Below are 14,394 nucleotides of genomic sequence, written 5' to 3' on the forward strand. Positions count from 1 at the left end.
GCAACATAACCATGTCCTGAGTGAATCCTGGTTCCTATTATTGTGTTAAACGATGTTTTCAACGAGATTAAAAATAACATCTATCCGAAAGAATTGCAACCTTTTTTTTCAGCCGGCCATATTATTTTTTGCATACTGCGGACTGAATACGGAAATATGGTCGCGCTCAATCTCGTCAAACAACGCAATATGCGCCGCCTATTTCACCTCGGGAATTTTGCCTTCCTTCGCCAAAGCAACAAGCTGGCCTATGCTGAGCGTTTCACTAGCTTGGCCTGCATGTCCGCTCTGACCTGCTTGTCCATTAGCAGGCGAGCTTACTGGCGCTGTTTCCTGACCGTTAGCGGATGTTTCCTGCTTCTTTTACTTGTAAAAGATTGCTCTTCGTTATTATGGACTATTCCTGTAAGCGAAATGTTGCAGTATGCAGCTCATTCCAAAAATTACCACATTATAATTTTGCCTCAAAGCAGTTCTTCCTGAAAATAAAAAAAAGAAACCGCGGCTGCGATTCCTATAAGCTTATGTTTACTATCTGCTTGCCATGTATACTTTAATTACGCCTCAAGCATAAACAGCTTGTGCGTATGCATAGCCAAACGCTCATCAATAGCGGCGATTTCGGTCTGATTTTTCGTCTGATTCCGAAGATCAAGCAGCTCATTAATGGCATTATTAACCATCGAAATCTCGCGTTCAATCAAACGGCTGCGGAATACCCGCTCCAGTTGCCCGATCGTATCCTTGTACTCGAACACAACACGTGCGCCGCTCTTCGTTGTTTCAACGATTTTACGAACGGCTCCCTGTATATAGTGGTAGGTCATTGTATAATGGCTGTAAATGCGATTAACAACGGCGTCCCCATGGAATGCTGAAACAGCTTTGCGCATAGCATTGGTTAGCTTCTGGTGAACAAGGCGGCAGGTGAGCACACAAACGTAACGGTCTTGTTGACGCTCAAAGATCAGTCTGATCTCTTCCCTCCCTGCTACGTCTTCGAGAACCAGCTCCTGATTGCCGTTATCGAGCACCATCACTTGTAGGTGAAGCTGCTGATCATCAAAAAAACGGACAAATTGGGTCATCTCTTCATTCGTTAACTGCAGTTTGGCATTTACATACTCTGTGGCTAGCCGCTGAGCCATAAAAATCTCCTCAATTCTTTAAACTTGCAATTGGATGCTACAATCAATTCTATTCTTCTATACCCGCTTTACGCGAAACTGAAACGAATCCTTCCAATGACCATTCGCCCTTTCACGCTCGCTTACCTATATTATACGTGATTGCATCCAATTATTCCTGCCGCTCAGTGCCGAAATTCTCGCATATTTCAGAAAAAACGGGAAAATTATGCGAGGAGACCCACAAATCTTCCTGTATTCTCTTCTTTATGTGAAAAGTTGCCGTACTTGCTCGCTTATGTGGATATCGTCTCCGTAATAACGCTCCATAATTCATCGCGGCCTTGGCCAGTCTCTGAGGAATAGAGCACTACTTTATCACGAGGATCCGCTTGCAGCGTCGTCTTGATCATTTTAATATGCTTGTCCCATTTGCCTTTAGGGATTTTGTCCGCTTTCGTAGCCACAATGCAGGTCCGAATATTGTAATGCTTGAGCCAGTTGTACATAAGCTGATCATCCTTGGATGGCTCATGGCGAATGTCGATAATAAGCAATTGCAGCTTGAGCTCCTTGCGATCGCGAATGTATCTTTCAATCATTTGGCCAAAAGCCTCGCGCTGGGTTTTGGAAACCTTGGCATAGCCATAACCGGGGAAATCGACAAAATAAATGCTGTCATTGACACGGTAATAGTTAAGCTGCTGGGTTTTACCAGGCTGCGAGCTTGTTCTTGCCAAGTTTTTACGCATAATCATTTTATTAATTAATGAGGACTTCCCGACATTCGAACGCCCTGCCAGAGCAATCTCTGGCAAGGCATCCTCCGGGTATTGATGCGGCTGAACCGCGCTTATAATAAAATCTGCTTGTGTAATCTTCATAATATAGGTGTTCCTGCTTTCTCTTCTGTCTTGGCCGGAAGCAGCGCATGCAGGAGGACTTCATCAATATGCCCGACCGGGACAAACGTTATCTCACTCCGCACACTGTCTGGAATGTCACGCAGATCGCGTTCATTGTCCTTCGGCAGCAATATTTTCTTAATGCCTGCACGGTGGGCAGCAAGCGATTTCTCCTTGAGTCCTCCGATTGGCAAGACGCGTCCTCGAAGCGTAATCTCCCCTGTCATCGCGACCTCTTTGGACACATAACGTCCAGTCAAAGCCGAAATAAGCGCAGTGGCAATCGTGATGCCCGCGGACGGACCATCCTTCGGAATCGCACCTTCCGGAATATGAATATGAATATCGTTTTTCTCATGGAACTGCGGGTCAATGCCAAGCTCCAGCGCCTTCGAACGCGTATAGCTGAACGCGGCCTGCGCCGATTCCTTCATGACATCACCGAGCTGCCCCGTGAGCGTCAGCTTTCCGCTGCCTGGCATAACGGTCACTTCAATAACGAGTGTATCGCCGCCGACCTCAGTCCAGGCTAAGCCTGTAACTGCACCGATCTGATTTTCGGCCTCAGCCATGCCGTAGCGGAACTTCGCAGGTCCCAGCCATTCCTTAAGCAGCTCCAGATCAACGTGTAGCGTCTTCACCTCGGCTGGCTGCTCTGTCTCTGCAAGTTGCTCAGACTGCAAGGCAGCCTCCTGCTGCTTCTCCAGACGCCCAGATATAGAGGCAGCTTCTCCGCCCTCGCCAAATGCAGCTTCCAGCACATTCAAAGCTGGCTCATCTTGAACAGCTGCTTCCTCTATCTTTATTGGAACCGTACCCGATGCAACAATTTGCTTGGCTGCCTTGCGGCAAATCGCAGCCATTTGCTGCTCCAAATTCCGCACGCCGGATTCGCGCGTGTAATCGCGAATAAGCTGAAGCAGCGTTTCCTCGCTCACCTGCAGCTGCTCATCTGTGAGACCATGCTCCCGCTTCTGCTTCGGCAGCAAATAGCGCTGAGCGATTTTCAGCTTCTCAAGCTCGGTATAACCGGGAATGTACAGCACTTCCATCCGGTCCAGCAGCGGGCGAGGAATATTATGCATGGCATTCGCCGTCGTTACGAACATGACGCTCGACAGATCGAATGGAACCTCAACAAAATGATCGCTAAACGTATTGTTTTGCTCCGGGTCCAGCACCTCAAGCAATGCAGAGGCCGGATCGCCGCGGAAATCCATTGCCATCTTGTCGATTTCATCGAGCAGAAATACCGGGTTACTAGAACCCGCAGTCTTCATGCCTTGAATAATACGTCCTGGCATAGCACCCACGTATGTACGGCGATGCCCGCGAATTTCTGCTTCGTCCCGAACGCCGCCAAGCGATATGCGGACGAATTTGCGTCCCAGCGACTTCGCAATGGAGCGGGCGAGCGACGTTTTACCAACGCCTGGAGGGCCGACTAGGCACAGAATCGGTCCTTTAAGCTTTTTCACCAGTTGCTGGACCGCAAGGTACTCAAGTACCCGCTCCTTCGGCTTTTCAAGTCCATAATGATCCTGGTTAAGAATGTCTTCCGCCTTGGACAGACTGAGATCGTCTTCAGTCTCCTTGCTCCATGGCAACGATAAGAGCCAATCAATATAATTGCGTATAACGCCGCCTTCAGCCGAGGTAGTCGGCATTTTTTCCAGACGGTCAATTTCCTTCTCAATCTTTTCTCTCACTTGGTCAGGCACGTCAGCCTGCTCCAGCTGGCTGCGCAGCTCCTCAACCTCGCCGGCGCGTCCTTCCTTCTCGCCAAGCTCCTTCTGGATCGCTTTCATCTGCTCACGCAAATAATATTCCTTCTGCGTTTTCTCCATCTGCTTCTTGACGCGCTGGCTGATTTTGCGCTCGAGCTCCAGCACTTCTCGCTCATTGTTCAAAATATCGAGCAGCCGCTCAAGCCGCTGCCGGACATCAATCGTCTCCAAAATATCTTGCTTGTCTTTAATTTTGAGAGATAGATGGCTCGTGATAACATCGGCCAAGCGGCCTGGTTCGTCAATATCCGAGACAGCCGCATGCGTCTCTGGCGTAATTTTTTTGGACAAGGACGTATAATGCTCAAATTGGCTGAGCACCGAGCGCATGAGCGCATCCACCTCAGGATCGGTCGTTTCCTCTTCCGGAAATTCCTTAACCATAACCTCATAAAACTCTTCAGTCGGCAAATAATCAATAATTTCCGCGCGCAGGACGCCTTCCACCAGCACGCGGATCGTTCCGTTAGGCAGCTTAAGCATCTGCCGTACCTTTGCAATCGTGCCGACTCTATATATATCTTCCTCGGTCGGCTCCTCTATGTTCACTTCCGATTGCGAGCAAAGCAATATCATATGATCGTCAACCATCGCGCGTTCTAGCGCGCGAACCGATTTGTCCCTACCCACATCAAGGTGTAGCACCATGCTGGGATATACCAGTAGCCCCCTGAGCGGAAGCAAGGGCAGCCGACGGTTTTTCGTTTTTCCGGGTCCCACACCAGCACCTCCAAATGTTTAAGTCTCCCTTATTTTATCATTCTGCGGAATCAGCCTGCAAATAGGGAACAGCCGCCCCCATATACCGCTCGTTTGCGACGTGGTTTTCCACTTCGTTTACGACGGTATTTCCTAAAGGGAACACCAGATTAAATACTTCATCTACACGTTCCACAGGAATGACCTTCAAACCTTTTAAATCCGCAAAGATGGCCTGCCAGTTTTCACGCGGAATAATGACCGTGTCCGCCCCTGCCTGAAAAGCCGCCTCGACCTTCGCCAGCACGCCGCCAACAGGCTTGACGTCGCCATGGATGCCAACTTCTCCTGTCATCGCCAGCTTGTTGTCGATTGTCTCGTTTTTGATCGCTGAAGCGATTGCTGTCGCCATCGCAATTCCCGCAGACGGGCCATCGATCGGCGTTCCACCCGGGAAGTTGATATGCAGGTCATAATCCTGCGGATTGAGACCATATCGGCGCAGCATCGTCAGGACGTTTTCAACAGAGCCCTTCGCCATGCTTTTGCGGCGCAGCGTACGCGAGCCTCCGCCGAGCTCTTCCTCCTCGACTACTCCGGTAATCGTATATTGCCCTTTGCCACTGGCAGCCGGAATAGCACTGACCTCAACTTCGAGCAGCATGCCCATATTCGGGCCATAGACGGCAAGACCGTTGACGATGCCTACTTGCGGCGCTTCTGGCACCTTCCGTTCTGGACGCGGTGGAATTTGGCTGCTGTTCACAACCCATTCAACATCGGCAGCTGAAATGCGATCCCGTTTCTCGGATAAAGCAACACCTGCTGCCAGCTGAATGACATTTACCGCTTCACGGCCATTTGTCGCATATCGCTGCACAACCTCTACAGCTTCAGGGCAAGGGGAAAACCCAATTTTCCGAACCGCATTTTCGGCAATGGAAGCAATCTCACCTGCTAGCAGCGGACGAAAGAAAATTTCCATGCAGCGTGAGCGAATCGCGGGCGGCAGCTCCTGCGGCGAACGTGTCGTCGCACCGACAAGACGAAAATCGGCAGGCAGGCCATTTTGAAAAATATCATGGATGTACGAAGGAATATTAACGTCCTCAGAATTATAATAAGCACTCTCCAAATATACTTTGCGATCCTCGAGTACTTTTAACAGCTTATTCATTTGGACGGGATGCAATTCCCCGATTTCGTCAATGAACAGAATACCGCCATGCGCCTTCGTTACAGCGCCAGCCTTCGGCTGAGGGATACCAGCAACTCCCATCGCCCCCGCGCCTTGATAAATCGGATCGTGAACAGAACCAATCAAAGGATCAGCAATGCCGCGCTCATCAAATCTCGCGGTAGTCGCGTCAATTTCCGTAAACTTCGCTTCAGGCAAAAATGGCGAGGCTGCGTTTTTCTTCGCTTCCTCCAGCACGACGCGAGCGGCTGCTGTTTTGCCAACGCCCGGCGGGCCATAAATAATAACATGCTGCGGATTTGCGCTGCAAAGCGCAGCTTTAAGCGCACGCAGGCCATCCAGTTGGCCAACGATATCCTGCATCGCCTGTGGCCTTGTCTTCTCGGCCAGCGGCTTCGTCAGCGAGATGGAACGCAGCTTGCGCAGCTTATCCATTTCCTTGCGGGACTCCCGGTCAACCGCAGACCGATTCGTTTTTTGATTGCGCAGCAAATTCCAGAAGTACAAACCGATAACCACTGCAAAAAACACTTGAATCAGCATCAAAATAATACTTAAACTCATACGTTACCCGCTCCTCTCAAAGGCACACTATCCGGCAATAAAGTTCATAACTGGTAGTATTGCCTCATCGGGAGAAAAATAACCGTCGATATAAGCGTAAATGGCGTTGCCTTCCGTTGGCGGCAACGCCCGTTTCGCGGTGAAATTGAAGCTGATTTATAAAAAACTCATAAATGTAGAAATATAGAGAAAGGATGGAAACACCATATATTTTCCTATATTTTCAAAAAAACCGTGCCGTCGTTCACATGAACAACAGCACGGCCATGTTTATAAGGCAGGCGTATGATGCTTGCGGCCAGGAATTTCTCCTGTTTCTTCAAAAGCGCGTACGATAATATCGATTTCCTTCTTTAGCTCGCTGAGCAGCTCAGCTTCCGGAACTTTGCGAACCAGCTCTCCGTAACGGAACAGCATCCCTTCGCCTCTAGCTCCCGCAATACCGATATCCGCTTCACGTGCTTCACCAGGACCGTTGACGGCACAGCCAAGCACCGACACCTTGATCGGCACCTTGATTTTCGAAATGTATTCCTCAACCTCATTGGCGATAGTGAACAAGTCAATATCAAGCCGGCCGCAAGTTGGACATGAGACGAGCGTTGCCGCATTCGTAATAAGTCCAAATGTTTTCAGCAGCTCCCGAGCTACCTTTACTTCTTCCACTGGATCAGCGCTTAAGCTAATACGCAGTGTATTACCAATGCCAAGCGTCAGCAGCGCACCAATGCCGGCAGCACTTTTGATCGTACCCGTATGCAGCGTGCCTGCTTCCGTAATGCCAAGGTGAAGCGGGTAACGGATCTTCTCCGCCGCCATTTTGTAAGCGGCAATAGCCATAGGAACGTCGGAAGCTTTGAGTGACACAATAATATCATGGAAATCTAGCTCCTCCAAAATACCAATGTGGAACAAAGCGCTCTCCACCATTGCCTCAGGCGTCGGATAGCCGTATTTCTCCAGCAAATGATTTTCCAAGGAGCCGGCATTTACACCGATGCGAATTGGAATACCTTTTTCCTTGCAGGCTTTAACGACCGCTTCGACACGCTCGCGGCGGCCAATATTGCCGGGATTGATTCTAACCTTGTCAATGCCGTTTTCAATTGCAGCAAGCGCGAGCCTATAATCAAAATGGATATCGGCAACAAGAGGAATATGAATCCGCTTCTTTATTTCCTTAATCGCTTCCGCCGCTTCCTTATTGTTGACGGTCACGCGAACGACCTGACAGCCCGCTTCCTCGAGCCGAAGTATTTCCGCAACAGTTGCCTCTACGTCTGCCGTTTTGGTCGTGCACATACTTTGAATGATGACTTCGTCGCTGCCGCCAATCGTCAAGTTACCGACTTTGACAGGCACCGTATCTTTACGTGTGTACATACAGTGATCTCTCCCATGAACGTCAAAGTCCACCCTCTTGATGCGAGCTATGAAGCCGCCCAGCGGGTGGAACAGTGACGGTGATGAATATTATTTAGGCGCTTTCTTCCTTCTTCTTGCCCTTCTTCGCTGTCAGTTCAGGCATAATTTTGTCCCGAACTGCCTGCTCCGTAACGAGGCAAGTGTTGACATCATCGCGCGACGGAATTTCATACATCACATCAAGCATAATGCCCTCAATAATAGCACGAAGGCCGCGGGCACCTGTATTGCGCTTGATTGCTTCCTTAGCAATTGCTTCCAGTGCGCCTTCTTCGAAGTCCAATTTTACATTGTCCATCTCCAGCAGCTTCTGGTATTGCTTAACGAGTGCGTTTTTCGGTTCGGACAAAATCCGTACCAAAGCCGGCTCATCAAGCGGCTCCAAAGTCGAAATAACAGGAAGACGGCCGACAAACTCGGGGATAAGACCGAATTTGAGCAAATCCTCCGGCAAAACCATCGACAAGTATTCGCCCGCTTTCAAATCCTTCTGTACTTCGCCAGTAGAATTGAAGCCGATCACTTTTTTGCCAATACGACGTTTGATTAGCTGCTCCAGGCCATCGAAAGCACCACCGCAAATAAACAAAATGTTCGTCGTATCAATCTGGATGAACTCTTGATGTGGATGCTTGCGACCGCCTTGTGGCGGTACAGAGGCAACCGTACCCTCAAGAATTTTCAGCAAGGCTTGCTGCACGCCTTCACCCGATACATCGCGCGTAATTGAAGGGTTTTCGGATTTACGAGCCACCTTATCAATTTCGTCGATATAAATAATTCCGCGCTCTGCTTTCTCAACGTCATAATCTGCCGCCTGAATAAGCTTGAGCAAAATGTTCTCAACGTCCTCGCCCACATAACCCGCTTCAGTAAGCGAAGTTGCGTCAGCAATTGCGAAAGGAACGTTCAAAATTTTAGCCATCGTCTGCGCCAGCAGCGTTTTACCAGAGCCTGTAGGGCCAACAAGCAAAATGTTGCTTTTTTGCAGTTCAACGTCTTCGATTTTGCTTTGTGAATTTACGCGCTTGTAGTGATTGTAAACCGCAACTGCCAGCGACTTCTTAGCAAATTCCTGTCCAATAACATAGGAATCAAGAATACCGCGAATATCTTGCGGCTTCGGAATGTCTTTCAGGTCCAGCTCTTCTTCATGACCTAGCTCTTCCTCTACAATCTCCGTGCAGAGCTCGATACATTCATCGCATATATAGACGCCGGGACCGGCAACCAATTTACGCACTTGCTCCTGCGATTTGCCGCAGAATGAGCATTTCAACTGGCCCTTCTCATCGTTGAATTTAAACATGGAATCACCCCTTCTTCAAAATCTTATATCGGCGTGGTAATAACCTTGTCGATCAAGCCGTATTCAAGCGCTTCTTGTGCACTAAGGAAATAATCGCGATCTGTATCGCGGTCGATTTTATCATAGGGCTGGCCGGTACGCTCCACATAAATATTATTCAGCTTATGCTTGGTTTTAAGAATCCAGTCGGCATGGATTTTAATATCCGTTGCCTGACCTCTTACACCGCCGAGCGGCTGATGAATCATAACTTCACTGTTAGGCAGCGCGAAACGCTTGCCCTTGGCTCCCGCTGTCAGCAGAAGGGAACCCATGCTCGCAGCCATACCTACACAAATCGTAGACACGTCCGGCTTAATATATTGCATCGTATCAAAAATGCCCATGCCAGCCGTAACGGAACCGCCAGGGGAATTGATGTACAGATGGATGTCTTTCTCAGGATCGTCGGCCGTTAGAAAAAGCAGCTGTGCAATGATGGAGTTTGCAACATCGTCATCAATCGCACTTCCGAGAAATATAATTCTGTCCTTGAGCAAACGCGAGTAAATATCGTAAGACCTCTCCCCGCGATTCGTTTGTTCGACTACGATAGGTACCAGATTCATCCGACCAACCTCTTTTCGTTTATGGCTTAATTTCCAACTTTATTGTAACACGCCAAAAGCTCACTGTCATTTTTCACTACTACCTTATGCGAACGGCGATGCTTGATATGTACGGAGAACTGCCCCGCGCTTAAATGTACCATTATGTAGTTTGAAAATAAGGCACGTGGGTAGACGTGCCTTATTCTCAGGTTAATGCTTATATTCAGTTGATTGATTAAGCTTCTTGAACTGCTTCAACGATCTTGCTGTTGTCATTCAAGAGCTTGATTGTTTTACGCAGTTGAACATCTTGCTTCAGGCTGTCGATGTTGCCGTTTTTCGTGAACAGTTCACGAAGCTCTTCAACTGGACGGTTGTAAGAAGTCGACAGTGTTTCAAGCTCAGCTGTCAAATCCTCGTCTGTAATCTCGATGCCCTCTGCTTTAGCAATCGCTTCAAGAACCAGGTTGTTGCGAACGCGTTTAGCTGCATCGCCTGCCATTTGCTCACGAAGCACGGACTCGTCTTGGCCAGAGAACTGGTAGTATAGGTCCAGCGTCATGCCTTGCATGCGAAGACGGTTTTCGAAATCGCGAAGCATGAAATCCACTTCAGTATCAACCATCGGCTGAGGAATTTCCACTTGCGAAGCTTCGCTTGCTTTTTCAACGATTTGAACTTCAAGCGCTTGCTCTGCATCTTTAGCTTTCTTTTCTTTCAGCTTGCCAGCAAGATCTTGCTTGTACTCTTCAAGCGTATCAAATTCGCTGACATCTTTAGCGAACTCATCGTCAAGAGCAGGCAGGCTTTTGCGTTTGATTTCGTGCAGCTTCACTTTGAAAATCGCTTGCTTACCAGCAAGGTTTTCAGCGTGGTAGGCTTCCGGGAACGTTACTTCAACATCTTTGAAGTCGCCGATTTGCATACCAACTACTTGATCTTCAAAGCCTGGAATGAAGGAATTCGAGCCCAGCTCCAGCGAATAACCTTCGCTTTTACCGCCTTCGAACTGTTCTCCATCTACATAACCGTCAAAATCAATGACAGTTGTATCGCCGTTCTCAGCTGAACCTTCATCAAGAACAGTCAGCTCAGCATGGCGTTGTTGTAGGCGCTCCAGTTCAGCAGTGATTTCTTCTTCGCTAACTTCTGTGCTTGCAGCTGTAATTTCAAGGCCTTTGTACTCGCCAAGCTCAACTTCTGGCTTAACGATTACTTTAGCTTTGAATTTGAACGTTTGGCCTTTGCCAAATTGCTCAACATCGATTTCAGGACGGTCAACCGGCTGAAGATCGTTTTCTTCGATTGCGTTTGTGTAAGCTTCAGGCAGCAAAATGTCGATTGCATCCTGATACAGGCTCTCTACGCCAAAGCGCGATTCGAACATGCCCCGTGGAACTTTACCTTTACGGAATCCAGGAACGTTAACCTTTTGAACGACTTTCTTAAACGCCTCATCCAGTGCTACTGCTACTTTCTCAGCACCAACCTCAACATCAATAGAGATGAGGTTCTTGTCTATTTTTTCCCAAGTTGCTTTCATTTTATGCTTTCCCCTCCAAAAATACGCATACATCCGTAGATTTCACGTTTCATAAACCATTCTATTATAATAGTATTGAGCTTTTTAATCAAGGCTCTGGATCTTCATCCCCTGGTTGCTGTACAACGGCCACCTGACGAAGCGTCCGGCAGGCCTGTTCGTAACGGAATCTAAGTGCTTCTGTAATGCCGTATGTATCTCGAATATCATCATCATTGACGGTGCCGTATACGGTAATTAACAAAGTCTGGTGCAGCGCTCCTGCGTAGCAATCCACCGTCTCCTCATCATCCCGCAGCATCCAAGTGTAAGCGGTCGTGCCATATAAAAATTGCAGACTGTCTTTCCAAAGCTCTCTCGCAAAATGTGGAAGCGATGGATCATCCGCCTCCGTAATGCTCTCCACGCGCTCCAAAATGCGGTTGACGGGTTGTGGAAAATCATCCATTGCAAGCGGCGTCGCGTCAATCTCCAGCTCTGCCTGCTCGCCTAGCCGCTCCATAACGAGCCGTCCGGTCGCTCCTCGCTTGCGCAAGCATTGCAGCGCCTTGAACTGCACGATAGGATGAACGTCTGATGCTGTGGTGAGCCACTGTGAAATGATATCATCCACCTCGGTTGCCCGAATGAATACCGCCCGTTCCAGCGCTAAAATCTGCTGATCAATCATCGGGTGATGCTTCATAATGTAGAGCACCTGTTTCACATAACCTTCATCCTGCTCAGCAGGATTGAGCAGATCTTCACGTATCGCTTGCTCATCGGCTTCCTGCTCTGCTGGATTTAAAGCCTCCTCTTCACCAGGAACGCGATATTCCGGAAAAGCCATATCGAGCCAGGAAAGCAAGCTTTCCCATTCCTCATAGTGGCGCTCGTCCTCGCCTTTGCAGGAAAGCAGGAACTGCAGCAGCCGCTTGGCTTCGCCATATTGCTCGGCTTCAAGCATCCGGGTCAATTGAATTTGATACTGATCCAACATTCGCGGGAACAAATACACGTTTTTTCCTGTGCCTTCATTATGCGAGTCATTGGGAGTTGTAATGGTACCACCACCTTGTCGGTCAAACTCCAGCTTCATCTGTCCATTGCATGCGATAGATTATACCACGGAAGCGAGCAATATAAAAATATACGTTTATCCGGCAGCATAATTATAAAAAAAGCTTGCCCTGCACATTGAAAATGTGTATATTAATTCATGTGGCTTTTTTACCCAAGTATTTTCAGGCAGAAACATTAAATTGCCTATTGCGTAAATACAGGCCGCCATGCTATACTCATTCTTACGTGTCCCAGTAGCTCAGCTGGATAGAGCAACGCCCTTCTAAGGCGTCGGTCGGGAGTTCGAATCTCTCCTGGGACGTTCCTTAAACAAATAAGTATTATTTTAATAAATCAGAACCCCCCCGCAAACGCTGGTACACCAGTGTTTGCGGGGGGGTTTGCATTTCGAATTTTTTCGAAAATACAAATCACTTATAACTGTTATCCTATAGCAATCGCTTTTCTTGCTAACTTTTATAAAATTTGGTGGTATGTATCAATTACCATATATAGAAAAAATATAAAAGCCCGGGAACATACTGTTTTTCAACAGTTTATCTTCCCAGGCTTTTATTCCAGTCCATTAAATCTCGATTGTTATAAGATCATCATCCGTATAAGGGTCTAATGTGTAATACATTTCCCGCTCATTGTAATCCACGATAGCAATCATGAAATTGTTAAAGACCCGATAGCCCGACCCTTCACGTTCAATAGCTTCAGCCGGGTAAGCACTAGGGTAGGTCTTCGAATAAGTATCAAGATATAATCCAAAAAAGGAATTGGCGACATCTAAGTTATCATACAAATCCTCAGCTATATATTGCACAATGTACGGGAGAGACGTATCATCCTTCTTCTGAAGCTTCATCAGGCTCGAATAGGACGCCGTATCAGTTATGGCCCCGCCAATTAAGATATTTTTCTTATCTGAGGAAAGCGTAGTGAACCATTCAAATTCCAGCTCCAAGCCTTCGTAGGTAAAGTAGCCATACTCCTCATTTAAATATTCCTCTATTTCGTCCGCTTTGGCAGCTAGCGTAGTATTCCCAGACGTCGATTCTCCTGGCGCAGCCGCAGTATAAGATTTAGATTGCTGAGGCTTTTTCAAAAAAGTGCTCACATCTGTAGAAGGAATAGCTAGATTGATGGCTGCAGAGCTTTCTACAAGCGCAGTTGTAATGCCTACCAGCTCGCCTCTCAAGTTAAACAAGGCTCCACCGCTGCTCCCATGATCGATAGGCGTAGAAATTTGGATATAATTTTGGCCGTCAACCGTTCTGTTCTTCGTACTAACAACGCCTGAAGTGAGCGAGTTGGTGAAGCCAAGCGGGGACCCGATTGCCACGACAGATTCGCCCAATTTCAGCTTGGAGGAATCCCCAATCGTAACGGTTGGCAAGTTCAAATTAGACGAATCTATTTTGATCAAAGCCAGATCTCTATCCTTATCGGCATTTAAAACAGTGCTGGATACATATTTCACTTCATCACTTGTATAAATAACCGCTTTATGAGCGCCTTCAATAACATGATAATTGGTTATAATTTCGCCCTTTGATCCGACAATAACGCCGCTTCCGCTTGCGATTGCTTTATTATTTTGATCAACTACCTCAATATACACAACCCGATCGGACAGCTCGCCTATTTGTTCAATCGTCATATCTTGCGTTTTAGCAGGATCAGTTGGAGTTGGAGTAGGTGCCGGCGTAGTTGTCGGAGCAGGAGTTTCCGTCGTTGTACTACCAGCATTCAAATATATTTTTTTGCTTTTCACTTCAATGCCATAGCCTAACGTTTCACTTACAAAACGAAGCGGCACATATGTTACACCCGATATCGCTTTAGGAGCTACATTTAATTTAAAGGATGCCCCATTAGAATAAGCTACTGGATTATTAATCGTTAAAATAATTTCTGTATTATCTTTTTTCGCATTAATCGTTTTCGTCTTGCCATTGTAGCTAATGGTTGCCCCTAATGCTTCAAACAAATTGCGGAACGGCACAAGCGTAGTGCCTTCACTAACAAATGGAGAATTACTGAATGACAGCTCTGTACCATCCAAATATACTTTCCATTTCCCTTCTGCTGCATAACTTGTAGCAGCACTTGGAATAAATAACGAAATCATAAGGATAAAAAATACTATTTTCTTCAATGCAAACATCCCTTCAGTTTATATGCTTCCTGCTTATTG

10 protein-coding genes and 1 tRNA gene are annotated in these 14,394 nt (G+C 47.5%); 1 reads left to right on the forward strand and 10 read right to left on the reverse strand.

Annotated features, from left to right (window positions below; genetic code table 11):
* Positions 1-557 precede the first annotated feature (557 nt).
* From AC50YG_RS19450 to AC50YG_RS19490, 9 genes are all read right to left on the reverse strand, one after another.
* Complete coding sequence (locus tag AC50YG_RS19450; RefSeq protein WP_341281727.1) at positions 558-1,148, reverse strand: non-ribosomal peptide synthetase module; 591 nt, start codon at positions 1,146-1,148, stop codon at positions 558-560.
* A 275-nt stretch (positions 1,149-1,423) separates the two neighbouring features.
* Positions 1,424-2,011: a ribosome biogenesis GTP-binding protein YihA/YsxC gene (gene yihA, locus AC50YG_RS19455; RefSeq protein WP_341281726.1), complete on the reverse strand. Its 588-nt coding sequence runs from the start codon at positions 2,009-2,011 to the stop codon at positions 1,424-1,426.
* A complete protein-coding gene (gene lon, locus AC50YG_RS19460; protein WP_494828854.1) occupies positions 2,008-4,539 on the reverse strand; it encodes an endopeptidase La in 2,532 nt (843 codons plus the stop codon). Before lon ends, yihA begins: the two co-directional genes overlap by 4 nt.
* A 37-nt stretch (positions 4,540-4,576) precedes the next feature.
* Entirely contained in the window at positions 4,577-6,280 is a 1,704-nt protein-coding gene (gene lonB / locus AC50YG_RS19465; protein WP_473761825.1) for an ATP-dependent protease LonB, read from the reverse strand.
* Positions 6,281-6,550: 270 nt separating this feature from the next.
* Positions 6,551-7,663, reverse strand: a complete 1,113-nt coding sequence (gene ispG, locus AC50YG_RS19470) for a flavodoxin-dependent (E)-4-hydroxy-3-methylbut-2-enyl-diphosphate synthase (RefSeq protein WP_494828857.1) — start codon at positions 7,661-7,663, stop codon at positions 6,551-6,553.
* 94 nt (positions 7,664-7,757) lie between these two features.
* Positions 7,758-9,014, reverse strand: coding sequence for an ATP-dependent protease ATP-binding subunit ClpX (gene clpX / locus AC50YG_RS19475; protein WP_046229405.1), 1,257 nt, complete (start codon positions 9,012-9,014; stop codon positions 7,758-7,760).
* Positions 9,015-9,037: 23 nt separating this feature from the next.
* The gene (gene clpP / locus AC50YG_RS19480; RefSeq protein WP_056039867.1) at positions 9,038-9,622 is read right to left on the reverse strand and encodes an ATP-dependent Clp endopeptidase proteolytic subunit ClpP; all 585 of its coding nucleotides are present in this window, start codon (positions 9,620-9,622) and stop codon (positions 9,038-9,040) included.
* A 217-nt stretch (positions 9,623-9,839) separates the two neighbouring features.
* Positions 9,840-11,147: a trigger factor gene (gene tig / locus AC50YG_RS19485; RefSeq protein ID WP_494828860.1), complete on the reverse strand. Its 1,308-nt coding sequence runs from the start codon at positions 11,145-11,147 to the stop codon at positions 9,840-9,842.
* Between the two features lie 88 nt (positions 11,148-11,235).
* Complete coding sequence (locus tag AC50YG_RS19490) at positions 11,236-12,225, reverse strand: hypothetical protein (RefSeq protein ID WP_473761832.1); 990 nt, start codon at positions 12,223-12,225, stop codon at positions 11,236-11,238.
* Between the two features lie 211 nt (positions 12,226-12,436).
* Between AC50YG_RS19490 and AC50YG_RS19495 the strand changes: the two genes are divergently transcribed.
* Positions 12,437-12,510 (forward strand) — tRNA-Arg (locus AC50YG_RS19495).
* Between the two features lie 264 nt (positions 12,511-12,774).
* Here AC50YG_RS19495 and AC50YG_RS19500 read toward each other — a convergent pair.
* The gene (locus AC50YG_RS19500) at positions 12,775-14,355 is read right to left on the reverse strand and encodes a trypsin-like peptidase domain-containing protein (RefSeq protein ID WP_494828863.1); all 1,581 of its coding nucleotides are present in this window, start codon (positions 14,353-14,355) and stop codon (positions 12,775-12,777) included.
* Positions 14,356-14,394 lie beyond the last annotated feature (39 nt).

This window comes from Paenibacillus sp. J31R34 (assembly GCF_059383715.1).

Bases quoted from the DNA above. Each gene is read 5' to 3' on its own strand.
- AC50YG_RS19450 (WP_341281727.1), bottom strand. From the start codon at position 1,148: ATGGCTCAGCGGCTAGCCACAGAGTATGTAAATGCCAAACTGCAGTTA.
- lonB (WP_473761825.1), bottom strand. From the start codon at position 6,280: ATGAGTTTAAGTATTATTTTGATGCTGATTCAAGTGTTTTTTGCAGTG.
- clpX (WP_046229405.1), bottom strand. From the start codon at position 9,014: ATGTTTAAATTCAACGATGAGAAGGGCCAGTTGAAATGCTCATTCTGC.
- AC50YG_RS19490 (WP_473761832.1), bottom strand. From the start codon at position 12,225: ATGAAGCTGGAGTTTGACCGACAAGGTGGTGGTACCATTACAACTCCC.
- tig (WP_494828860.1), bottom strand. From the start codon at position 11,147: ATGAAAGCAACTTGGGAAAAAATAGACAAGAACCTCATCTCTATTGAT.
- clpP (WP_056039867.1), bottom strand. From the start codon at position 9,622: ATGAATCTGGTACCTATCGTAGTCGAACAAACGAATCGCGGGGAGAGG.
- ispG (WP_494828857.1), bottom strand. From the start codon at position 7,663: ATGTACACACGTAAAGATACGGTGCCTGTCAAAGTCGGTAACTTGACG.
- yihA (WP_341281726.1), bottom strand. From the start codon at position 2,011: ATGAAGATTACACAAGCAGATTTTATTATAAGCGCGGTTCAGCCGCAT.